This is a genomic window from Streptomyces caeruleatus, assembly GCF_001514235.1.
In the GTDB taxonomy this organism is placed as follows: Bacteria; Actinomycetota; Actinomycetes; order Streptomycetales; family Streptomycetaceae; genus Streptomyces; species Streptomyces caeruleatus.
Genome location: NZ_KQ948935.1, coordinates 136,391 through 159,016, shown reverse-complemented (window position 1 = coordinate 159,016; position 22,626 = coordinate 136,391). Strand labels below are relative to the sequence as shown.

Annotated in this window: 15 protein-coding genes and 1 pseudogene; 11 read left to right on the top strand and 5 right to left on the bottom strand. The window is 72.7% G+C overall.

Annotated features, from left to right (window positions below; all coding sequences use genetic code 11):
• Window positions 1-3 precede the first annotated feature (3 nt).
• A complete protein-coding gene (locus AQJ67_RS32445) occupies window positions 4-630 on the top strand; it encodes a YigZ family protein (RefSeq protein WP_062722918.1) in 627 nt (208 codons plus the stop codon).
• 20 nt (window positions 631-650) lie between these two features.
• On the opposite strand, the gene AQJ67_RS32440 is transcribed toward AQJ67_RS32445, so the two are convergent.
• Window positions 651-1,370, bottom strand: coding sequence for a hypothetical protein (locus AQJ67_RS32440; protein WP_159058866.1), 720 nt, complete (start codon window positions 1,368-1,370; stop codon window positions 651-653).
• Complete coding sequence (locus AQJ67_RS32435) at window positions 1,346-3,118, bottom strand: NACHT domain-containing protein (RefSeq protein ID WP_159058865.1); 1,773 nt, start codon at window positions 3,116-3,118, stop codon at window positions 1,346-1,348. Before AQJ67_RS32435 ends, AQJ67_RS32440 begins: the two co-directional genes overlap by 25 nt.
• A 253-nt stretch (window positions 3,119-3,371) precedes the next feature.
• Between AQJ67_RS32435 and AQJ67_RS32430 the strand changes: the two genes are divergently transcribed.
• The 6 genes from AQJ67_RS32430 (at window position 3,372) to AQJ67_RS32405 (ending at window position 15,079) form a co-directional block, all read left to right on the top strand.
• Complete coding sequence (locus AQJ67_RS32430; protein ID WP_159058864.1) at window positions 3,372-4,892, top strand: hypothetical protein; 1,521 nt, start codon at window positions 3,372-3,374, stop codon at window positions 4,890-4,892.
• Complete coding sequence (locus AQJ67_RS32425; RefSeq protein WP_062722914.1) at window positions 4,889-6,181, top strand: KH domain-containing protein; 1,293 nt, start codon at window positions 4,889-4,891, stop codon at window positions 6,179-6,181. Before AQJ67_RS32430 ends, AQJ67_RS32425 begins: the two co-directional genes overlap by 4 nt.
• Complete coding sequence (locus tag AQJ67_RS32420; RefSeq protein WP_062722913.1) at window positions 6,178-8,223, top strand: vWA domain-containing protein; 2,046 nt, start codon at window positions 6,178-6,180, stop codon at window positions 8,221-8,223. The genes AQJ67_RS32425 and AQJ67_RS32420 overlap by 4 nt, the downstream gene beginning before the upstream one ends.
• A complete protein-coding gene (locus tag AQJ67_RS32415) occupies window positions 8,220-10,073 on the top strand; it encodes a serine/threonine protein kinase (protein ID WP_062722912.1) in 1,854 nt (617 codons plus the stop codon). The genes AQJ67_RS32420 and AQJ67_RS32415 overlap by 4 nt, the downstream gene beginning before the upstream one ends.
• Before the next feature lie 705 nt (window positions 10,074-10,778).
• Entirely contained in the window at window positions 10,779-11,942 is a 1,164-nt protein-coding gene (locus tag AQJ67_RS32410) for an exonuclease SbcCD subunit D (protein WP_062722911.1), read from the top strand.
• Entirely contained in the window at window positions 11,939-15,079 is a 3,141-nt protein-coding gene (locus tag AQJ67_RS32405) for an AAA family ATPase (protein WP_062722910.1), read from the top strand. Before AQJ67_RS32410 ends, AQJ67_RS32405 begins: the two co-directional genes overlap by 4 nt.
• 18 nt (window positions 15,080-15,097) lie before the next feature.
• On the opposite strand, the gene AQJ67_RS32400 is transcribed toward AQJ67_RS32405, so the two are convergent.
• The gene (locus AQJ67_RS32400; protein ID WP_159058863.1) at window positions 15,098-18,034 is read right to left on the bottom strand and encodes a type 1 periplasmic-binding domain-containing protein; all 2,937 of its coding nucleotides are present in this window, start codon (window positions 18,032-18,034) and stop codon (window positions 15,098-15,100) included.
• 222 nt (window positions 18,035-18,256) lie between these two features.
• Window positions 18,257-18,771, bottom strand: a pseudogene (locus tag AQJ67_RS45845) (NAD(P)H-binding protein); the annotation flags it as partial.
• A 198-nt stretch (window positions 18,772-18,969) separates the two neighbouring features.
• Here AQJ67_RS45845 and AQJ67_RS32390 point away from each other — a divergent pair.
• Window positions 18,970-20,205 (top strand): cytochrome P450 family protein, encoded by a 1,236-nt coding sequence (locus tag AQJ67_RS32390; RefSeq protein ID WP_062722907.1) that lies wholly within the window; start codon window positions 18,970-18,972, stop codon window positions 20,203-20,205.
• A gap of 216 nt (window positions 20,206-20,421) precedes the next feature.
• On the top strand, window positions 20,422-20,943 hold the full coding sequence (locus AQJ67_RS32385; protein ID WP_159058862.1) for a hypothetical protein: 522 nt from the start codon (window positions 20,422-20,424) through the stop codon (window positions 20,941-20,943).
• A 30-nt stretch (window positions 20,944-20,973) separates the two neighbouring features.
• Here AQJ67_RS32385 and AQJ67_RS32380 read toward each other — a convergent pair whose 3' ends face one another.
• Window positions 20,974-21,420, bottom strand: coding sequence for an Lrp/AsnC family transcriptional regulator (locus tag AQJ67_RS32380; protein ID WP_062723023.1), 447 nt, complete (start codon window positions 21,418-21,420; stop codon window positions 20,974-20,976).
• Between the two features lie 94 nt (window positions 21,421-21,514).
• Between AQJ67_RS32380 and AQJ67_RS32375 the strand changes: the two genes are divergently transcribed.
• Window positions 21,515-22,024 carry a rhodanese-like domain-containing protein gene (locus AQJ67_RS32375; RefSeq protein WP_062722905.1) on the top strand — a complete coding sequence of 170 codons (510 nt, stop codon included), beginning with the start codon at window positions 21,515-21,517 and terminating at the stop codon, window positions 22,022-22,024.
• 56 nt (window positions 22,025-22,080) lie between these two features.
• On the top strand, window positions 22,081-22,602 hold the full coding sequence (locus AQJ67_RS32370) for an immunity 21 family protein (RefSeq protein WP_062722904.1): 522 nt from the start codon (window positions 22,081-22,083) through the stop codon (window positions 22,600-22,602).
• Window positions 22,603-22,626: the final 24 nt, after the last annotated feature.

The window sequence follows — 22,626 nt, the reverse complement described above, 5'->3', positions numbered from 1 at the left end:
CCGATGCAGGACGAGTACCGCACAGTCGCCCACGCGGGCGTGCACGAGACCGAGGTCAACCGCTCCCGCTTCATCTGCGCGCTCGCCCCGGCGGCCACCGAACAGCAGGCCCAGGACTTCCTCGCCGCCGTCCGCAAGGAGCACGCGGACGCCACCCACAACTGCTGGGCCTACGTCATCGGCGCCGACGCCGCCGTCCAGAAGGCGAGCGACGACGGCGAACCGGGCGGCACGGCAGGCGTCCCCATGCTCCAGATGCTGCTGCGCCGCGACATGCGCTACGTCGTCGCCGTCGTCACCCGCTACTACGGCGGCGTCAAGCTGGGCGCCGGCGGGCTCATCCGGGCCTACGGCGGCGCGGTCGGCGAGGCGCTGGACACCCTCGGCACCCGCACCCGCCGACGCTTCCGCCTGGCCACGGTGACCGTCGACCACCAGCGCGCCGGCAAGGTGGAGAACGACCTGCGCTCCACCGGGCGCGAGGTGCGGGACGTGCGGTACGGGGAGGCGGTCACCATCGAGATCGGCCTGCCGGACGCCGACGTGGCGGCGTTCCGGGCGTGGCTCGCGGACGTGACGGCGGGTGCGGCGGGGTTCGAGCTCGGGGGAGAGGCGTACGGGGACGCGTGACATGCGTCGCGGCTGCCGTTTCAGGGCCGCCGGGCACGGCTGCGACGACGGTCACGCCATTTCATGGCGAGGGCCATGAGCGCGGTGAGGGCGGCGCCGGTGAGGAAGTAGAAGAAGTCGTCCCGCCAGCCGGTGAGACGGGGGCCCGGTCCGACGGGGGAGTCCCAGAGCGCGGCGAACGTCAGACCTACCAGGCCTCCGACCACGAACGGCCAGTTACGCTGCCACCAGTTCAGCCCTGTGTCGTCGGGACGGGGCGTGCCCGTGGGCTCGGGGACCGGGCGCCGGGCCGTCAGGTGGTCCTGGAACTCGGCGTGCCGGAACTGGTAGCTGGGACCGACCGCACGCAGGAGCCCCAGCCGGTGCGCGTCGTCGAGGAACCTCATCAGGCGCAGCGGGAGGTCCCGGTGGCAGGCCGTGTAGACCACCATCACCGTGTACGCCAGCCAGGCGCGCCGCCCGCTGAACATGCCCAGGCACAGGGTGACGGCCACCCAGAGCAGGGCCCCCACGACCAGGTCGTCGTCCCACGCGGTCTGCCAGATCGCCATGCCGAACAGCAGACCCACCACGCACACACCGCCCGCCAGCCGGAGCAGCCCGGAGTCGCGGTCGGCCCGCAGCGAGCCCGCGGGTGTGCCGGAACGGCTCTCGCCCAGCGCGACGTCCGCCCAGAGCAGGAAGCCGATCCCCGCTCCGAAGCACGCTCCCACGGTCAGCCCGTACACGAGGTTCGACATGACGGAGGCCGACCACGAGGCCGGCACCTTCCCGACGCGTGCCCAGCCGGCGCCGACGCCCGAGACCAAGAGCCCGTAGAGGCCGCCTCCGAGGCAGCCGAGGAGGCACCGCCGAACACCCGACGGCGGAACCGGGCATGCCGAATCGTGGGGACCGAGCGGATGTAACGGGGCTCCGAGCTCAGGGCGTTGTTCGCGAAGAAGAGGCTGAGCAGCCCGAGGGCCGCGCCGAAGGCACCGCCGCCCGCCGCCATCGAGGCGGCGCTGCTCTCGCCGGTGCCGTGGGTGAGCGCGCCGCCCACCGCGCCCGCGGCCGCCAACAGCGCCACCCACGTGATCAACTGCACGACCGGCAGCAGCCGACGCGGCACCGTGAGCGCGGCCAGTTCCCACCACCGCAGGTCACGGCTGCTCCTCGGCCCCGGCGGATCGGCGGGGCCCGACGGGTGGGCCAGGCACCAGGCGAGGAACTCCAGTCGGCGGCGGACCGCGTCGGGGGAGTGGTCGTGCCGCGGCCGCAGCTGACCGGGATCCCGGGGCAGGGGCGGGTTCTGTTCCAGGAGGGCGGGAATGAGGCGGTCCAGCAGATGGCCCCGCAGCGCGGCCGGGGTGGCGAAGCGGTCGGGACGTAGGAGTTCCCCGGGAGACTTGTTGCCCACGGCGTAGGTCGCGCGCAGCAGACCGAGGTCCAACGGTGTCGTGACCGCCTCGGCGACGACCGCGAGCGGACGCGTCCGCGGCCCCGGAGCCTCCAGCCCGCCGAGCAGGTCCTCCCACTCCGGGGAGAGGGGTGTGGCGAGGTGTCTGCGCAGATGGGTGGCGGCGGCCTCGGCGGTGAGCGGCTCCGGTGCGATGACCGTGGCCGTCGCCAGCACGCTGCCGTCCTCCCGGACGGCCTGCTCGAACTCGTCGGTACGGCAGGTCAGGATCAGCGGTTGCCGGGTGGTGAGGAGCGTGCCCAGGGTCCGTACGACCTTGGCGCGGGCCGCGTCAGGCAGTTCGTCCAGGCCGTCCAGCACCGGCAGCACATGGCCTCCGGCCACCAGCCGACGAGGCACGTCCGGGCCCAGGGCGGCGATTTGGGGGTAGCTGCGCGCCACTTCCTCCGCTATCCACGCGGTGAAGTCGGCAAGGTGAGCGGGTCTCCAACTGGAGGCGGAGACGGGGACCGGTACCGGCATCGGCACAGGCGCCGGTCCGGAGTCTGTGTCGGCGGCCTCGTGTTGCAACAGGCTCAGGACGAGTTGCATGCACAGCGTGGTCTTCCCCACGCCCGCATCCCCGGTGACGACCAGTCGCCGTCCGGGCAACCCCAGGAACGTCTCGGCGAGTTCGGAAGCCCGGCCACCGGCGTCGTCATAGGTCGACGCACCGGCCCAGAACACCTGGTCGCGGCTGCCGTCCCGACGCGTCAGCCGCCAGACCACGGGCATCGGATACTGCCCGTCCTGGTCCCGTCGGCGGGCCTCGTCGCTCCAGCGTTCCCGCACCGCGGCGGCCAGTTCGCGCTTGGCCTGCGCCACGGTCTCGACCGACGCCGGGGCGCCGGCCCCGGACGTACTCCGGCGCCACACGACCAGCGTCACGGCCAGCGGAACGACCGCGAGCAGCACCGACAGCACACCGGACAACTCCGCCGCGGCCCCGAGCCCATCGGCCCGCACAGCCACACCGAGCACCAACACGACCAGCCCCAGGCCGACAGCGCCCGCCACGAACAGGGCACCACCCCACCCCTGTCTCCCCATCCGGTCATGGTGACAGGCAACACTCAGGTGCCGCAGGGAACCCGGTCCGAAGTCAGGGGCCGCGGACGGGATCCACGGAGGCTTGCGCCCGGGGAGCGAGGCCTTTCCGTCGTCCCCGGCATCCCGGCATCCCGGCATCCGTCGCCGCCGCCACCGCACTGGCCGACTGACACATCCTCAACTTCTGTCACTTCAGACGGGTTTGACGTGTGAGTACTCCTCACGGCTCACCGGACTCGGATAGTGTGACAAGGTGCTGGTAAGCCTGACTGTGGTGGGGGCGGCCCGCCAGTCGTTCACCAAGACGTTGGCCGTGACGGGTGCGGATGCCGAGGCGGTGGTGGCCTCCGCATGGCCACCGGCGGCGCCGCCGGGACTCACGGCGCACACGGAGGCGGATCCCCGTCACCCGGGGCTCATAAGGGTGACCCAGGAGGGCCTCTGGCTCGGCAGCCCCGCCGCGCGGGACGAGGCCTTCGGGTATCTGCTGGCCCGGTTACGGGCGCTCGCCGATGCCGCCCAGCGGCTCGGCGGAGTCCTGCACGCACCCGGTGTCTCGCTCGGCCCCTCCTCGCCACCCGCCGCGGGGGACACGCACACCCTGTACGTCACCGACGCGGCGGAGCAGGAAGTGCTGGTCAATCTCCTGCGCCGGTACAGCCCCGCGCTCATCGCCCTCTGCGGCCGTGGCACGGTCGGGCCGCAGCCGGACCGGGTGGGGTCCCGCTGGCTCACCGACTCCCGTGAGCACCTCACCACGCGCTACCTCGCCTCGGCCGACCCCCGGCACCTGGAACACGTACGAGCCGACATCCGGCGCCGCGACGGAATCGCCGACCTGACGCGCATGGACGTCGCCCCCGTGCCCGAGACCGACGACAGGCCCGCGGCGGTCCTCGTGCGGTGCATCGACGCACAGCTGTCCGTGACCGACCTGCGCGCCCAGGCGCTGCTGCTGGCGGCCCTCGCCCTGTACGCACGCCGCAAGGTGCGCGCGGGAAACCGTGAGGGCAACATCCCGCAGGCGGTCCTGGAGAAGAACCGGGCCCGTGCCGTCACCCAGGGCCTGCGCGCCCGGTTCCTGCCCGAGGGCGACCGCGCCGCCAGAGCGGCGGACACCGTCCCGGCCCGGGAGAGCGTCCGACGGCTCCTGGACGAACTGCTGCTCCCGCTCGGCCGGTTGGAGGCGGCCCCCGAGGAACTCGTCCCGCTGCTGGTGCCCGTCGAGGGCCCCGACACCGGGCTCCCGCCGACCCGCAGCCAGGACGTGCTGACCGCGGCCGCCCGCCGTGGCCCGCACGAACTCGCCGCGCAGGCCGAGCTGTTGCTCTTCCACCCCCGCCCGGGAGGCCTGCTGCTGGAGTCCCTCCGCCGGGAGGCTCCCGGCCGGGTCGAGCTGCTGCTCGGCTCCTGGACCCGCCGTCTGGCACGGGCCGAGGACACCCGGCGCTCCGGCTCCGGCGGAAACCGCCGCAAGGGCGGTGAGAAACGCGGAGAGAAGCCGCCCCGCGGCGGATCCGACCGCGCCACCGCCTCCGGCAATCACGGCAGGCGCTCGGGCCGGCCGGACCGAACCGGGCAGGACCAGCGGGGAAACCCCCGTCGCAACCGGGGCGACCAGGACCGCGGACGCGACCGCAAGGGCGGGCAGCGCACCCGCGGCGGCTCCGGCGACGGCGGCGCCACCGCCCGCGACAGCCGGCGCGGCCGTGAACCCGGCGGCCCGGCCGGACAGGAACCCGGCACGCCCCGCAGCGGAATGAGTGATACGTGACCACAGCACCGACCGCCGCTCCCGACAGCCAGGTGGACGTCGTACTCGACCTGCGTCACTGGCCCACCCCCACGGACGGCCAGGAGGCGCTCGTTGGGCTCTGGCAGCAGCTGGAGCCCGCGCTGCACGCCAAGCCGCTCGCGGCCGGCAGCACGCACGTGTGGGAGTCCGAGAGCGGACGTATCACGGTGGAGATCATGCGCGTCGACGCGCGGCTGGAACGGGCGAACGCGGACACGCACTTCGCCATCGCGGCCGTACGGCAGCGCTCGGCCCTGGTCTACCGGTGCGCCGTGTGCGAGCGCGGCAACCGCTCCGGGTACGGCTCGTTCCGCTGCCGCGGCTGTGCCGACGCGGGCCGCCCCGACCGTATCTGCGTCGACCACGCGGTGGTCCTCGACGGGGCGCTGCTGCCGTCCTGCGCCGACCACCGGCCCTCGTGCCGCGGCTGCGCCCGGACCGCCGTGTTCTGGTGTTCCGGCCGGGACTGCCGGGCCACGGTGGCCTGGTGCGCGGAACACCGCCGCCGGCACCCGCAGGACCCCGACACCGACTACTGCCCGGACTGCTACGACCACGCCTTCCCCGTCTGCGAGCGACCCGGCTGCCAGGCGGTGGGCACGGCGCGGTGCGACTGGCTCGACCCCGCCGGGCACAGCTGCGGCCGCTCGGCCTGCACCCGGCACGCCCACCGCTGGCAGGTCTTCGGGTACGAACGCGTCGGCATCGGCCTGTGCCGGCAGCACCACCAGGTGCACTCCCTGACCGCCGACGAGATCCTCTGGCAGATCTGCGGAACCGCCGGCCGCCGCCGCGGGCAGCGCATGCCGTCCCTCGCCGCCTTCGGGCACAACCTGCGCACCGCCAGACACGTCGAACTCGCCGTTGACTACCGCTCGATCCGAGCCCGCCTCTCCTCGCTGCACACCCGGCTGAGCGCCATGCCGCCGTCGCCCGCGCTGCGCGCCGTGGAGCGGGCCGCACCCGACTGGGACCGCCAGCTGGAGGACCTGATGGGCACCGCCCAGCAGGGCGAGGTGCTCGTCGAACGGCTCCGGGCGCTCGTACGGGAACTCGACCACCGCTTCGGAGCCGAGCTCGCGGCCGGGCTGACCCTCGCCGAGTACAAACCCCCACGTCCACCGGAGTTCGGCGGCGGTCTGTGGGTCCGGGTGCCCGAGCATCTGATCGGCAAGTTCATCGGACCGCAGGGTTCCCGCATCAAGGACTACACCGCACGCCTCGGCCTCAAGGTCGACCTGCACGGCCGCAGGAGGACGTCACGATGAGTGTGCCGATGCCCGGCGCCGACCGCCACCGGCTCCACCTCGTGCCCGCCGAGGGGCCCCTGACCGGACAGCGGATCGGCGTCCCGGCGGACACCCTGCCGGTGCACACGGGGCAGGACGGTCTGCCCGCCCTGCTCACGCTCAACTCCGCCGTCGACCCGGTCTCCGCCGCCGTACGGCTCGTTCCGCTCGCCGCCGTGCCCGACGGTGTCGTCGCGGTCAACGAGGACCTGGCCGCGAGGCTCGGGTTCGACGAGGGCACCGAGGTCCGGGACTGGCGGCTGGACGCCGTACCCGTCGAGCCGGTGAAGTCGCTGACGCTGGAATCCTCCGTGGAGGCACCGTTCGACGTCCTGGCCCGCGAGATCGGCGAAGCGGGCCTGCCGGGAACCCTGCTGTGGATCCCGTCGCAGGAGGACGCCGAACTCTGGATCGACGTCCCGGGCTCCGCCTCCTTCCGGGTACGGGCCCTGGAGGCGGGCGGCCGGCGCGGCGTCCTCGTCGAGATCGGCGAGCGCACCGACGTCGAACTGTTCGTCTCCAGCGCCCGCAACGGCGTCGACATCGTCATCCTCGCGGACTGCTCCGGGTCGATGAGCGTTCCCGACATCCCGGAGTACAGCGAGGGCAGCGCCTACGGAGGCTACTCGGCCCGTGGCCGTCCGCGCATGGACGTACTGCGCAGCGCGCTGAACGACCTGCTGGAGATGCGGCTGCGGATCAGCGGACGCGTCTCACGGCTGGCGATGCTGAAGTTCACCCACGTCACCGAGCACGTCTTCCCCCGTGACGGGGGCATGGCCGAACTCGACGCCGGCTCCACCGGACCCGCCGTGGAGGAGTTCCGCAACGCCGTGGCGGTCCTGCGGCCCGAGGACGCCGGCACGGACATCGGCAACGCCCTCCACGAGGCGGCCAACCTCCTGTACCTGCACGGAAAACCGGGCAACGAGCGGCTCATCGTGCTGGTCAGCGACGGCGCCCACTGGTCGCGGCGCGGCAACGACGGAGTCGGCGAGGTGGTGTACGCCGACCGGGAGCCCGTGAGCCTCATGGAGTACCTCCACGTCAACACGAAGGTGCGGCTGCACGCGGTGGGCGTCAGCACCATGGCGATGTACCGGCGCTGGATCGCCGCGGGAAACCGGGGCGGAGAGGTCTTCGAACCCAACCACGAACTGCTGCAACAGCTCGTCAGGGTCGGCGGCGGCGACGATGCGGCGATCGGCGGGTTCGACGTGCTGGCCCGCTACTTCTCCGGACTCGGGGCGGGCATGACCCGCCGCGTCTCCCTCGGCCGGACCCGCCGCCCCCGCCCGGACGGAACCCTGCCGCCACGGCTGGACCAGGCGCTGCGCCTCCTCGCCGAGCGGCACCGCGCGAACGCGTCCGCCGGCTCCGCCCACCAGGCCACGCACGACGCACGGGCCCTGGGGCAGCGGCTGATGGAGTCCACCGGCGTCGCCATCGGCGAGTCCCGACGCGCCCTGGGCAGGCCCCTGTTCCGCGACGAGCTGGTGCGGATGGCGGTGAACAGGGCCGTCGTCACCCTGCAAACGCGACCGCACCCCACCTTCGAGCGGGACCTGGCGTCCGCGTTCAGCCCCGCTCGCCTCGCCTGCGTCCCCGCAGAGCTCGCCGAGCCCCTGGACACCCTCGGCACACTCCTGGAGCAGCTGCGCACGGCACGGCAGAACGGGGCCTGGGACACCGGGCGCCGGATCGCATGGGTCGACGAGCTCGCCACGGCGATGGACTCACTGGTGGTGGCGCTGAAGACCCTGCCGGACGCGCAGCGCCAGCCCGCCGACCCCACGAGCACCGCCGCGCCCCGGCCGGACGAACACGCGCAGGAGCCGTCGGCGGGCCGATACGGCGCGACCCCGGCCCCCGTCCCGCAGCGGGACGGCTACGACAGCACCGAGACAGGCCCCTACGCACCCGCCGCGGCCGCCCCTGGGGCCCCCGCCCCGACGGCCCAGGAGCCCGACCAGCAGACCCCGACCACCATGCCCCTGTTCCGCTACCGGGGTGAGGAGTGAACCGGGTCCCCCGCTGGGAACCGGACTGGCAGTGCGGGCCTCCCGAGAGACCCGAGGAGTACACCCTCGTCAGCCATCTGCACACCGGGGGCGAGGGCGAGGTCTGGCGCGCCTCCCGCAGGCTCCGGGACGGCGGCGAGAGCCACTGCGCGCTGAAGATCCTCACCTCCGAGGAGGGAGACGTCACGCCGGAGCAGCGCGCCGCCTGGCGGGAGCGCTGGGCCGACAGCGTGCACCGACGGTTCGGCCTCGACATCCCCGGCCTGGCCACCCCCTACCAGTATTTCGTCGGACCGGTGCCGCGGCCGGCGCGGCAGCGGCCCTCCGGTGCACAGATCCTCTACCTGGTCTCACCGTGGTACGACGGCACGCCCGCCGACCTGTGGGCCGAGTCCTCGACGGCCGACGCGGTCGCCCGGGCCGAGGTGCTGCGCGCGCTGTGCGTGATCGTGGACCGGCTCCACGACCTCGGCTATGTGCACCAGGACATATCCGGCGGCAACGTCCTGGTCACCGAGGACGGCCAGGTCCAGCTGATCGACATCACCTTCCTCACCCCGCTGGGGAGAGAACTGACGCTGATCCCGTACACACCGGGTTATGCCCCCGAGGACGAGAACGGGGAACGCGACCGCGAACGCCCGGACCCCGCCCGGGACCGCTTCTCCGTCGGCGCCGTGGCCCGCGCGCTGCTGCTGCCCGAACTGGGCCCCCTGGGCGACTACGACCCGGCGCGTATGACACACCGTCAGCTCGTGTCGTACGGCTACTCGGTTCAGGTCGCCGACTGCCTGGTACGCGCTCTCGACCCGGAACCCGCCCGGCGCCCCGCGCCGTTGACGGCCTGGGCCGAGGAGCTGCGGGACCTGCTGGTCGCCGACCGGGACGCCCCGCACACCTGCGTCGATGTCCTGCCGGCGGGGATCGGCCATCCCCTGGTGGTGACCGGCGGACCCTCCGGACTGCGCTGGTACGACGCACCGGGCCAGCCATCGCATCGTCCGCCGTTCGCCGCGGGCGCTCCCCGCGGAATCCGGGCCGTCGCCTGCCTGTCCGGCCCGCAGGGTGGTTCGGGCGTCGCCGCGGTCGACGCGCGCGGCGCGCTCTGGCTGGGCACCGCCGACCGCTGGCGTGAGCTGGCCGGGGACGTGCGGAGCATCGTCGCCCTGAACACGCACGGCATGCCCGCGCTGCTCTGGGCAGGGCACGGCTCCGGCGTTCATCTGTACCCAGGGCTTCCTGGCCGCGAGGGCGAACCCCCGCCGGCGCGGAGTCGGCTGTCGGCGTCGACCGGCGCTCCGGCCGAGGTGCTGGCCGCCTCCCGTGACCGCGACGGCCGCCCCTGTGTCCTGGTCGGACTCCCGGACCGGGTGGAACTGTGGGCCTGGCCCGAATCGTCGGGCGGACTGCCCCTCCGCCGCCCCGTCAGCGACGCCCCAGCCACCCGCGCCGCCCTCGCCCTCAACGTGTGGGGTGAGCTGGAGGCCGCCTTGCTGCGGCCGGACGGCAACCGGGAGATCTGGTGCGATCACTTCGCCGACGGCTGGCTGTGCGTGGAGGAGTCACGCCCCGCCGGAGCCGACACGGTCGATGTCGCCCTGCTCGGGGACCGTCGTCTGAACGTCCGGGCCGACGCCGCCGCCGACGGGCTCACCGTGTCCGTGACCACCTCGACCGACTCCAGTACCTGGCACATCGGGGAGCCCGCCCACCGGGTCAGGCTCACCCGGACCGCCGACGGCCGCCTGCTCGCCGTCTGTCTCGCCCAGGACGGGCCCCGGTCCGTGTGGGAGGAGTGGACCGGAACGCACGGGCCGGTGCAGAAGCTCCAGATCGTCGGGGCGGACTGAGCGGGTGGCCGGCCTCCAGCCGGGCACGGGAACGACGTTCCCCGCCGCGTCGCACCGCACGGCCCACGCCGTCGCGTAACCCTCCTCATGGACCCGTACGTCCACTTCGGTGGGTTGTCCGGCGCCTGGTACGGCCGCGTTGGCCGCCGTGCAGATGATCTGACCGAGGCCGAGACCGCCGCCGCTCATGTTCGCCACCGGCACCGGAAGGTAGAGGTCGACGGCACCGCCGGCGACCCGCGCGGGCCCTTGAGGAGGAGGTCGAGGGCCTGTTGCGGGGTGGCGGGCGCGTCCACTTCGCGGGGGACGGCCTGGGTGCCATAAGGGCCGACGAAGTACAGGTGGGCGTAGTCGGTCCGGCTGTCCGCGCGTAGTCCGGAGGCCGGGGCGCCGACCGGGACGGGGCCCGTGGAGCCGACGCCGCAGCTCGTCGAGAGCAGCCCGGATGCCGCGTTCCGCCCGCTGACATCGTTTGCTCATAGTGCGGGCAGCAAGCGCTCACAAGCTTTTGGGTCGTCGCTGAACTCTGCGGATATCTACGGACATCCAGGGATATTCAAGGGCAGATGTCCAGGGCAGTCCGAAGCCCGTGATGGTCCAGGTGCCGGCAGGCGTTAGCGTGGTCGGTGCGGAAAGCGAGGGCCGTGCCCGTTTGGTGCCGGGTCCAGGTGAGGTAGGGGGAAGCGTGCGGGTCGGAGCGGCGTCTTGAGAATTCTGCACACATCCGACTGGCATCTGGGCCGGGCCTTCCACCGGGTGAACATGCTCGGCGCCCAGACCGGGTTCATCGGCCACCTGGTCACGACCGTGCGGGAGCGCCGCGTGGACGCCGTCGTCGTGTCGGGGGACGTGTACGACCGGGCGGTGCCGCCGCTCGCCGCGGTCGAGCTGTTCGACGACGTGCTGCACCGGCTCGCCGACCTCGGTGTGCCGACGGTGATGATCTCCGGGAACCACGACTCGGCACGCCGGCTCGGCGTCGGTGCCGGGCTGATCGACCGTGCGGGCATCCATCTGCGGACCGAGGCGGCGGCGTGCGGTACGCCGGTCGTGCTGCGGGACGACTTCGGCGACGTGGCCTTCTACGGGCTGCCGTATCTGGAACCCGCCCTGGTGAAGGACGCGTTCGGGGTCGAGAAGGCGGGGCACGAGGCCGTGCTCGCCGCGGCCATGGACCGGGTGCGCGCCGACCTCGCCGCACGCGCGCCCGGCACGCGGTCGGTCGTCCTCGCGCACGCCTTCGTCACCGGAGGCGAGGTCAGCGACAGCGAGCGGGACATCACCGTCGGCGGGGTGGCCGCGGTGCCCGCCGGGGTCTTCGACGGCGTCGACTACGCGGCGCTGGGCCATCTGCACGGCTGCCAGACCATCACCGAGCGCGTCCGCTACTCCGGCTCGCCGCTGCCGTACTCCTTCTCGGAGGCCGAGCACCGCAAGAGCATGTGGCTCGTCGACCTGGACGCCGATGGCGCGGTCACCGCCGAGCGCGTCGACTGCCCGGTGCCGCGCGCGCTGGCCCGGATCCGGGGGACGCTGGAGGAACTGCTCGCCGACCCCGGGCTCGCCCGGCACGAGGAGGCGTGGGTCGAGGCCACGCTCACGGACACGGTGCGCCCCGCCGACCCGATGGCCCGTCTCGCCGAGCGCTTCCCGCACACGCTGAGCCTCGTCTTCGCCCCCGAGCGGGCGCCCGACGACCCCGACGTGTCCTATGCGCGGCGGCTCGCCGGGCGAAGTGACCAGGAGATCGCGGAGGACTTCGTGGCGCATGTGCGCGGCGCCGGGCCCGACCAGGACGAACAGGGTGTCCTGCGGGACGCGTTCGACGCGGTGCGGGCCGACGAGGCCGTGAGGGAGGTGGCGCGGTGAGGCTGCACCGTCTCGACGTGACGGCGTTCGGGCCCTTCGGCGGATCGCAGAGCGTCGACTTCGACGCGCTGTCCCTGGCCGGCCTCTTCCTGCTGCACGGACCGACCGGCGCCGGCAAGACCTCCGTCCTCGACGCCGTGTGCTACGCCCTCTACGGCTCGGTGCCGGGCGCCCGCCAGAGCGGCCAGGGCATGACCCTGCGCAGCGACCACGCCGCGGCCGGCACCCGCACCGAGGTCCGCCTCGAACTCACCGTCGCCGGACGCCGGTTGGAGGTCACCCGGCAGCCCCCCTGGGAGCGTCCCAAGAAGCGCGGCACCGGCACGACGCTCGACAAGGCGCAGAGCTGGCTGCGCGAGTACGACCCGCAGGCCGCGGCGTGGAAGGACCTCAGCCGCTCGCACCAGGAGATCGGCGAGGAGATCACCCAGCTGCTCGGCATGAGCCGGGAGCAGTTCTGCCAGGTCGTGCTGCTGCCCCAGGGCGACTTCGCCCGCTTCCTGCGCGCCGACGCCGAGGCCCGCGGCCGGCTGCTCGGCCGCCTCTTCGACACCCACCGCTTCGCCGACGTCGAAAAGCGCCTCGCCGAGCGCCGACGTGCCGCCGAGGCCCAGGTACGGGACGGTGACGCCGCGCTGCTCGCCGACGCGCACCGGATGCAGCAGGCGGCGGGCGACGCCATGCCACTGCCCGACCTCGCACCGGGCGAGCCGGGCCTGGCGGACACCGTCCTCGGCGCCGCGGCGGTCGCCCGCAGCACCGCCCGCGAGCAGCTCACCGTCGCCCACTGCCGCCTCCTCGCCGCCGAATCCGCGCAGGCCGCCGCCGACCGGGCCCTGGGCGACGTACGCGAAGTGGCCAGACTCCAGGGGCGGTTCGCCGATGCGCGGGAGCGGGCGAGGCTGCTGGAGTCGCGTGCCTCCGCCTACCGCGAGGCCCAGGCCCGCATGGAACGGGCCCGCAAGGCCGAGACGGTCGCACCGGCCCTGCAACTGCGAGAGGCCGCCGACATCGAACACCGGCGGGCAGCCGCCGCCGAGGCGGATGCGCGTGCCCAACTGCGGGCAGCCTTCGCCGATGTGGACACGGGGATCGGAATCGCCGCCGGTTCGGCAGCGCCCGCAAGGGGCGCGAGCCGTGTCGATGTGCGGCTCCGCCGCGTGGGCGAGACCAGCCACGACGGCGCGGCAGACGACCAGCGACAGACCGCGGCACTTCCCATCCCGGCCCTCCCGGCGGAGCGCCTCGCCGCCGCCGCGCGCCGGGCCGCCGAGGAACTGGGCGGCCTGGAGTCCGCCCGCCGCGCCGAGCAGCGGCTGGCCGACCTCGTCGGCGAGCGCGACGAACTGGACCGGCAGGAACGGGCCGACGAGGGCCTGCTCCAGGACGCCGAGGACTGGCTCGCCGGGTGGGAGGAGAGCCGCGCCGCGCTCCAGACCCGTATCGACACCGCCCAGCAGGCCGCGACCCGCGCCGAGCAGCTCGCCGTCCAGCGCGACCCCGCCCAGCAGCGGCTCGGCGCCGCACGGCTGCGCGACCAGCTGGCCGGCGACACGGACACGGCCGCCGACCAGGCCCGGCTCGCCCACCAACGGGTCCTGGCGGCCAAGGCGCACTGGCTCGACGTCAAGGAGCGGCGGCTGAACGGCATCGCCGCCGAACTGGCCGCCCAGCTGGAGACCGGCACGCCCTGCGCGGTCTGCGGCGCCACCGACCACCCCGCCCCCGCCCGCAAGGACGCCGGACACGTGGACCGGGAGGCGGAGGAGCGCGCACTGACCGCCTACCAGCAGGCGGAGGAGCAGCACGCCGAGAAGGAACGGCACCTGGGCGTCGTACGCGAGGCACTGGCCGCCGCCACCGCCGAGGCCGGGGACGCGTCGACCGGGCAACTCGCCGCACAGTACGAGGAGTTGGAGCGCCGCTACGCGCAGGCCCGCCGGGACGCGTCCGCTCTGCACCCGGCTCACGAGGAGCTGCGCCGGGCCGAGGCGGAGTACGAGCGGCGCACCGCCGACCGCCAGCAGGCGGCGGTCAGGGTGGCCTCCCGGGTGGGGCACCGTGAGCGCCTGGACCGGGAAAGGGCCACGCTGGAGGGGGAGTTGACCCAGGCCCGGGGCGCCGCCGACAGCGTGGCCGCGCGAGCCGCCCAACTGGAGCGGCAGGCCCAGCTGCTCACCGACGCCGCCGACACCGCGCGCGCCGCGGAGGACGCCGCCCAGCGGCTCAAGGACGCCGACGCCCGCCTCGCGGACGCCGCCTTCCGCGCCGGGTTCGACACCCCGCAGGCCGCGGCCGCCGCACTCCTCGACGACGCCGCGCACCGCGAGCTGCAACGTCGGCTGGACGCCTGGCAGTCGGAGGAGGCCGCCGTACGAGCCGTCCTCGCCGAAACCGACACCGCGGCCGCCGCCCAGCAGGCGCCCGCCGACGTCCAGACCGCCGAGCGGGCCGCTTCAGCGGCGGCCCAGCGGGTCCGCGACGCCGCCTCCGCGCGTGACGCCGCCGCCCGGCGCTGCACCGAACTCGACCGGCTGTCCGCGCGCGCCACCACCGCCGTACGCCAACTCGCCCCGCTGCGTGCGGAGTACGACCGCGTCGCCCGCCTCGCCGCCCTCACCGCGGGCACCTCGGCGGACAACGAACGCAAGATGCGCCTTGAGTCCTATGTCCTGGCGGCCCGCCTGGAACAGGTCGCCGCCGCCGCGACCGCACGTCTGCAGCGCATGTCGTCCGGCCGCTACACCCTCGTCCACTCCGACGACCGGGCCGGCCGGGGCCGCAGCGGCCTCGGACTGCACGTCGTCGACGCCTGGACCGGCCGCGAGCGCGACACGGCGACCCTCTCCGGCGGCGAGACCTTCTTCGCCTCCCTCGCCCTCGCCCTCGGCCTCGCGGACGTCGTCACCGACGAGGCTGGCGGAGTCCGCCTCGACACCCTCTTCATCGACGAGGGCTTCGGCAGCCTCGACGACCAGACCCTCGACGAGGTCCTCGACGTCCTCGACTCCCTGCGCGAGCGCGACCGCAGCGTCGGCATCGTCAGCCATGTCGCCGATCTGCGGCGGCGGATCCACGCGCAGCTGGAGGTCGTGAAGGGGAGGTCGGGGTCGGCGCTGCGGCAGCGGGGGGCGTAAGGTCCGTCGGCGCGTGCCTCACGAACCTCCTGTCGCGGACGAAGCAGGCGCTTCCTGATCCTGCTGCCCGCAATTCGCCTGCTTGAGGGGGAGAAGGCCGGCAGGGCGACCGCCGAGGAGTTCGACCTGTAGCGTCGCTCCCGTGCCCGGCTGGGTGACCTCGTAGAGCCCGAATCCGTGGCCGCGCAGGTCCGGGTCGGCCACGTCCGCGTTGCGGAAACTGATGTGCCCCGTCGCTCCCCCGCTGAAGTCGACCGAGTGCAGTGCTGCCAGCACGGCCGGCGCACTGCCGTAGCCGGGAACCCCGGCGTCTTGTGCGGCCTCGTGCAGGGCGTACGCAGCGTCGTAGGACAGAGCGGCGAAACCGTCGGTGAAGAGTTCGTCCTGCCAGGTAGGCATGCGCGGCGCACCGAACGCCTGCTTCGCGATGCCGTAAAGGAGCAGCTTCTTGAGTTGCTTCTCGTAGGTGAGGGAGGCGTAGCGCAGCCGGACGCCCTCGGGGAAGGTGAGGTTCGCGCCCTTGAACGGCTTCTTGGTCATGTCGTCCCCGGACAGGACCGTCACCGGATGCTGTTTGTCGCCGCAACCAGTGTGCTGGCCCAACTCCGTCATCAGAGAGGCGATGTGGCTCGATCGGCCAGCGAAATAGACCACACCGATCCCGTCCTGGCAGATCGACCGGGCGGCTGCGTCCAGCACCCCACTGGTGCCGCGGAGCGGGTATGAGATCCGCTTCGGCCGGTTGAATCCTGCGTCCCGCAGCGCCTTCTCGGCTGATGTGGCCTGGTCGGCGCTGTATGTGGAGTTGGCTCCGCCCGGCTCCTGCGGTACCAAGACCACCGCGTCCCCCTGCTGGGCCTGACCCAGCGTGGCCGTCAGGGCGGATGCCTGCGCGCTGTTGGTAGGGGCCAGGCTCACGTAGTTGTGGTACCGCTCGGCCAGATGCGTGGCGGAATTGGTCGTGCCGATCACAGCCAGACCCGCCTTCTGGAGTTCACCGAGGGCTGCCTCGCTGGTGCGGGTGTGGATCCCCATGCCGACGACGCCCACGACGGTGGGGTCGCGGCGGGCGTAGGCGACGATCCTGGCGGCCATGTCCTTCTGGTGCTGCATGCCTTGAGCGCCGTTGGCGATCACGACCTTCATCTGGAGGAAGTCGTTGGTCTGCTTGGGATCGTTGATCCGACGCTGGGCCAGATACACCCCGGCCAGTTGGCGCACCACGTCGTCCGCCTCGCCGAGGTCGGGCGGCCGCGCCGTCAACGCGCCCGCGAAGACGACGGTTACGTACGGCTTGTCCTCGGCCAGGGCCTCGTTTGCCTCGGCGATCCTGTCCTGCAGCTCCTTCAGACCGATCTTCTTCCCCCCGGCGCCGAGTTCCCGGGCCTTCTCGTCGACAGGCAGCGGGGAGCCGGTCACCACCCCGACGCACTCACCGTCCTTGCGTACGAGGTCACGGTTCCACACGACCTCCGGGCCGCCGCAGTAGCTGTCCGTCAGGCCGTCGTAATAGGTCGCCGCACCGGTCGTGGTGAGGACACACCCAGCGACCAGGGTCCACCGCGACCAAAGGAGCCAGGGACTGCGCCGTACGCGGCAGGTGCTGCGTCGATGGATCTCGGCGTTCGGGTTGTAAGGGGTGAGGAGTTCCCCAGTCAGAGCCACCGGCATGACCCACGGCAGAGCGGCGTTCATGCTCGGTGCCTGGCCGGTGCGCAGACTGCGCTCCACCCAGGTCTCGTAGAGCTTGGCCGGGTCGCGGCGGTAGGCGTCCGGCGTGGGCAGCGGCAGCGGGGTGCGCTCACGCAGGCCGGCCAGGTCGCCGTGGCCGACCCCGGCGACCACCAGGAGCGGATCCTGCTCACTGCGTCGGCTGCGTACGTCACTGATCGCTCGGAGGAACGGCAGCGCGCCGTTGTCCCGACTGGCCCGGGGAATGATCAGCAGCGGGGGGACCGTCCGCTTGCGGTGTCTGAGGTCCCAGGCCGGCCGGTGGTTCTCGCGCAGATCCTCCAGCAGGGCCAGAGTGCGCAGTTGCAGACAGAACTGGCGCGCCGCATCCTGGGCGGACACTCCCTCCCCGGCGTCCGCCGTGCCGCTGAATCCGGCCGCCGTCAGCATCTGACGGACCACTTCGACGGCGCGCTCCTCCAGCGTGGCCCGGGACAGCCTGGGATGCCACAGCGACCAGACGGGTGCCTCGGTACTCAAGGTCAGGGGGAAGGTCGTGGTGGCCAACCAGCGGCAGCCGGAGCCCATCGAGAGCGGTGGCATCCAGCGCCGGATCCAGTAACCGGCCGCCGGCACCAGCAGGACCGTCAACATCGCGAATGTCAGCGGCCAGGAGTCCAGCTTCGCGGCCAGCACCCCCAAGCAGGCCACCACCGCCGCGCCCAGCGCCGTGGTCGGACTCAGCGTCGTTCCCAGCATCCGCCAGAACCCGGTGGGTTCGCGCCGGGGGCTGGGCTGCCAGCGCCGTTCCGCCAGTGTGGCCACGACAGCGCGAGCGTCCGGCACCCCATCGCCGGTGTCGGCCTGTTCACTGAGAGCCTGATCGAGTGCGGCCAGCAGTTGTGACCGCGGCATGCCGTACGGGCGGTACTGGGAGCGGTTGTGGTTTTCCCACACCCCCTCAGCGACATTCTTCACCAGCGCCGTCGCCGCCGCATACGCCCGGTGGTCCAGGCCGGGCTCGCCGCCGGACGGGGAATTCGACGAGGTCGGCAGGCCGTCCTGGTCGGTGGGCGGGGCCACTCTGCGAGACAGCAACCATCGTGGCTTCTGTGCCCGGTGCACGAGTTCGACGAGTTCCCTGACCTCTTGGTCGTGTCGGCTCTCCGGGGCCTGTCCGGCCGCGTGCACGACCACTACCGGCATCGGGCCGCGACGCCGGGCATAGCCGTCGATCAGCTCCTCGCACAGGTCCAAAACCAGGCCGGCGGCAGCGCTCGGCACCGAGTCCCGCCACACCTCTTTCCCGCGCTGACGCAACCCCACTTGACCGCCCCCGTTTCCGCCCGGCACCGTCCGGCTGCGCGCGGCCGGGATACGGGGACCGTAGGACCACACCGGTCCGCCCGTGGCACATTCCGGCGCCGGTCACCCGATTGGGCGGACCGGCATGGGAACCCGCCCACGGATCAGTCCGCTGTGGCCAGCCCTGACGGGCCGGGTGTGTCAGCGGAAGAGGTCGGCGTTCTCCGCGGCCCACTGCCGGAAGGGCCTGGCCGGGGAGCCGGTGACCTGCGCAACGGTGTTGCGCACCGTCAGCAGTGCGTCGTTGACGTCTTTGCCGGTGACGTCGAGCACCGCGTCCGCGGCCTCGTCCCCGAAGACCGCGGCCATCTGGGCGTGAGCCTCCTGCCGACTGATCTCGATGAAGGGAACGCTCCGCCCGATTGCTGCTGCTACGGCCTCGACCTGCTGCCGGGCGGTCACCGGCTCCGGACCGGTCAGGGCATACGTCCGCTCCTTGTGGCGAACTGTGTCGGCCGCAGGATCGTCCAGTCCATGCCGCTGTCCTTGAGCAGCAATTCGACCGCGAGGTTCTCGCCGGCGGGGCCCAGGTGCGGATGGGTCTGAGCGGTGATGGACGACACCAGCACCACGTGCTGCACGCCCGCCCTCCGGGCGGCCTCGATGATCTCGGCATCCGGACCCAGCCGCGACACGAGGAACAGCGAGTGCACTCCCCCCACCACCTGCGTGAAGCTCCCTCAGTAGCGCACTTCCTGAACTTTGGCTGACATCACCTCCAGTACGGCGGTGCGGCAACGGGAACAGATGAGGGAGGGACGGGGGGCTGACGCATGCCGAGGTGGGACATCACTCGGGCCCGCCCGTCACACGCCGCTCGACTCCCGCCTCTCGCGCCGGCTTAAGGAGCTGCCGTGGACCGCACCGTGCCCCTCGTTCTCGACCCGACCGGCCGCGCCCGCCAGGCCGAGGAAACCGCCCTGCACTCCGCCGGGCCCGCCGCCCTCGTGGACATCCTCGGCGTCACGGCCTGGTCGGTCAGCGACCCGGCCGTCCTCAAGAGCCTCCTGAACGATCCGCGGGTGTCCAAGGACGCCGGTCGGCACTGGCCGGCGTTCATCAGCGGTGAGGTCACGGAGAAGTGGCCGCTAACTCTGTGGGTCGGGGTGGACAACATGTTCACCGCCTACGGCGACGAGCACCGGCGGCTGCGGCGCCTGGTCAGCAAGGCGTTCAGCGGTCGGCGTACGACGGAGATGGCGCCGCGCTTGGAACAGCTCACGACTCACCTCATCGACCAGATGGCCCGGCACCGGCCCGGCGAGGTCGTCGATCTGCGGGAGGTGCTGGCCTTCCCGCTGCCCATCCAGGTCATCGGTGACCTCATGGGCCTGCCCGAGGACGTCTGGCCCAGGTTCCGCGTCCTGGTCGACGGCGTCTTCGACACCACGCTGGACCGGCAGGAGGCCGCGGCCAACACCATGGCCCTGTACGCCATCCTCACCGAACTGGTCGCGGCGAAGCGGAACACGCCCGGCGAGGACCTGACGTCGGCGCTCATCCATGCCCGTGACGACGAGGGCGACGGTTCCGTCCTCGACGAGAAGGAACTCCTGGACACGCTGCTCCTCGTCATCAGCGCCGGCTACGAGACGACCGTCAACCTGCTCGATCAGGCCGTGACCGCTCTGCTCTCCGACCCGGGCCAGCTCGCTCACGTCCGTGCCGGGGAAGCGTCGTGGGACGACGTGATCGAGGAGGCTCTGCGCTACGCCGCGCCCGTCAGCCACCTGCCCCTGCGGTACGCCGTCGAGGACATCCGGCTGCCGCACGGGATCGAGATCCGCCAGGGCGAGGCCATCCTCGCCTCGTACGGGGCTGCCGGCCGCCATCCGAATCTGCACGGCGCGACCGCGGGAGTGTTCGACGTCAAGCGGGCGGACAAGCAGCATCTGGCCTTCGGGCACGGCGCCCACTTCTGCCTCGGGGCACCCCTGGCGCGTGCCGAGGCCCGGGCCGCTCTCCCCGCCCTGTTCAACCGTTTCCCGGACATGGCCCTGGCGGTACACCCCGAAGAGCTCGAACCGGTGGCGAGCCTCCTCGTCAACGGCCACCGCACGGTGCCCGTCCGACTGCGGCCCACGCCGTAGGAACCGGTGGCTCCGAGCCCGTTCCGGGCGCGACTCGGTTGCCCGGCCCCATTGCGGCTAGGGTCCCACCAGGAGTGATCGCACAGTCGTTGGGACGTGCTGCCCCACAGCGGGCCCGCTTCGGCACAGGGGGAAGCCGTGAGTACCGAGCCCGATTCCGGGTCACCCGTGTCCGCTCCGAGCACCGGCCTGGGGTCCCCGGATCGCGTGGAACGGGTGAGTACGCGTACGCGTACGTCCCCCACGAGGCCGCGTCGGCGCGGGTGGCTGGTGTGGTTGCCGGCCCTGTGCGCGGTGGGGACGCTCGGCGTGATCGCTTGGGCGGCCGTAGTGCTGCTCACGCCGGCCGGCGACGGGCCGCAGGAGGCTGTGGAGCGCAGGGCGGGGATGCACCACGACCAGCATCAACCCGCGGGGCGCTTCTACGTACCGACTTACGCCGAGGTGGAGAAGGACGGCACGGCCGTGCTGCGGTACGAGGTGGGCGACAGCCAGGACTCGAGCGTCGAGGACTTCCTGCGTACGTACGACGTCACAGCCGAGCCGAAGCGCGCCGGCCCGTCCGAGGTGACGTACTCCGACCGGTTCGGCGAGGTACGGCGGACGTTCACGATCACCTACAACCCGTCGCCCGAGCCGGGCGGGTACGACTACGCGCGGATCACCGTCAGAGCCACGGCAACGGCAACGGCAACGGCAACGGCAACAGCCACGGCCACGGCCGCGGACGCGAGCTGAAGAGCCGAGCGGATCGACATCCCCGGCAGCTCACTGACCGAGCGGACGCCTGGGCAGCGGGGACGAGTACACCACGCTCGTCGTCACCGAGCCCAGCGTGCCGATCTTCCCGGACACCTCCTCCAGGTGCCGCATCGAGCGGGCCGCGACCTTGATGACGAAGCAGTCGTCGCCCGTGACGTGGTGGGCCTCCAGGATCTCGGGCGTCGCCGCGACCAGGTCGTGGAAGGGCTTGTAGTTGCCGTTCGGATACCGCAGGCGTACGAAGGCGAGGATCGGCAGCCCCAGCCGCTCGGGGTCGACCACGGCGGCGTACCCCTGGATGACGCCCGCCTCCTCCAGCCGGCGCACCCGCTCCGTGACCGCGCTCGCGGACATGGACACGGCACGGGCGAGCTCGGCGAAACTGGCCCGGCCCTCCCGTTGGAGGACGTCGAGGATGCGCCAGTCGGTGGCGTCCGGGGAAAACGTGGTCATGGGGGAGGAGTAGCAGGGGAATCCCCGGTGGATCAAGAGCGGCGCCGGGGATCGCGCCTTCTCGAAGTGGATCATCGGCCATAGGTTGGTGGGCATGACAAACGCTGCCACCGCCACCGCCACCGCAACCGCCACCGCCACCGCCAACCCCGTTCTGCGCGTCGCCCCCGCCGCCCCCGCCGAGGCCGCCGCCTACTTCCGGGCGAGCCTCGTCTTCCACGCCGACGTGTCCGACGTCGCCGCCGCACTGGCGGCCGACGGCGACCCCGGCTTCGTCGTCCTGGACTCCCGTTCCACCGAGTCCTGGGACCAGGGCCACATCCCGGGCGCGATCCACCTCCCCACCGCCCTCATCCCCGAACAGGCCGAGCAGCTCCTCGACAGGTCCGTGCCCGTGGTGACGTACTGCTGGGGTCCCGGCTGCAACGGCGCGACCCGCGCCGCCCTCGCCCTCGCCGAACTCGGCTACCAGGTCAAGGAGATGCTCGGCGGCTTCGAGTACTGGGCGCGCGAGGGCTTCGCTTACGAGACCTGGGAGGGCGGTGCGCGGCGGGCCGCCGACCCGCTGACGGCTCCGGTGGACGCGGAGAACTGCGGCTGCTGATCCGCTGGTTGGGCACGGTGACCGGTGAGCCCGCTGTGCGTGTAGGTTCTGCTGCCATGGTGCGATACGCGGAACCGGGCGCGGTGGAGTGGGTGGAGTCGGGCGGCGGCCCCCTGATTGCGATACCGGAGACGGTGCTGCCGTTCTGGGCGGGCGCCGACGGCGACGAGACCGCCTCGGACTACGACCGGGCCTGCGAGGTCGACGGGTCCGTCGGCCTGCTGCCCGTGGGCGACAGCGCGGCCCTGGTGCTGGGCGACGAGCCCGCATCCACCGCCTATCTGCCCGACCACGGCGTCTTCGTACGCTGGTGCGCGGCCGACTCCGAAGCGGAACTGCTGGCCCGGGTTCCGGCCGCGCTCGCCACCGCTGTCTGGGAACGCGAGGTGCGCTGGAAGGTACCGGGCGCGGTGGTCCTCTTCGACTCCGCCTGGCCGGGACCCGAGACCGGACGGACCGAGCATCTGCGGGTGGCCCTGGAGCCGGGGGCGTACGCCGTGCGCGCCGCGCAGGTGCAGCCCGGACCAGAGACGTGGCTGGGGCTGGTCCAGCTGGAGCGGTTGCCGCACCCCGAATAAGCAGACGCCGCGCGGATCGGTGCC

Excerpts from the sequence above, each read along its gene's own strand:
- AQJ67_RS32445 (WP_062722918.1), top strand. The coding sequence starts at position 4 with ATGCAGGACGAGTACCGCACAGTCGCCCACGCGGGCGTGCACGAGACC.
- AQJ67_RS32440 (WP_159058866.1), bottom strand. The coding sequence starts at position 1,370 with ATGTCGAACCTCGTGTACGGGCTGACCGTGGGAGCGTGCTTCGGAGCG.
- AQJ67_RS32435 (WP_159058865.1), bottom strand. The coding sequence starts at position 3,118 with ATGGGGAGACAGGGGTGGGGTGGTGCCCTGTTCGTGGCGGGCGCTGTC.
- AQJ67_RS32420 (WP_062722913.1), top strand. The coding sequence starts at position 6,178 with ATGAGTGTGCCGATGCCCGGCGCCGACCGCCACCGGCTCCACCTCGTG.
- AQJ67_RS32380 (WP_062723023.1), bottom strand. The coding sequence starts at position 21,420 with ATGACCACGTTTTCCCCGGACGCCACCGACTGGCGCATCCTCGACGTC.
- AQJ67_RS32375 (WP_062722905.1), top strand. The coding sequence starts at position 21,515 with ATGACAAACGCTGCCACCGCCACCGCCACCGCAACCGCCACCGCCACC.
- AQJ67_RS32370 (WP_062722904.1), top strand. The coding sequence starts at position 22,081 with ATGGTGCGATACGCGGAACCGGGCGCGGTGGAGTGGGTGGAGTCGGGC.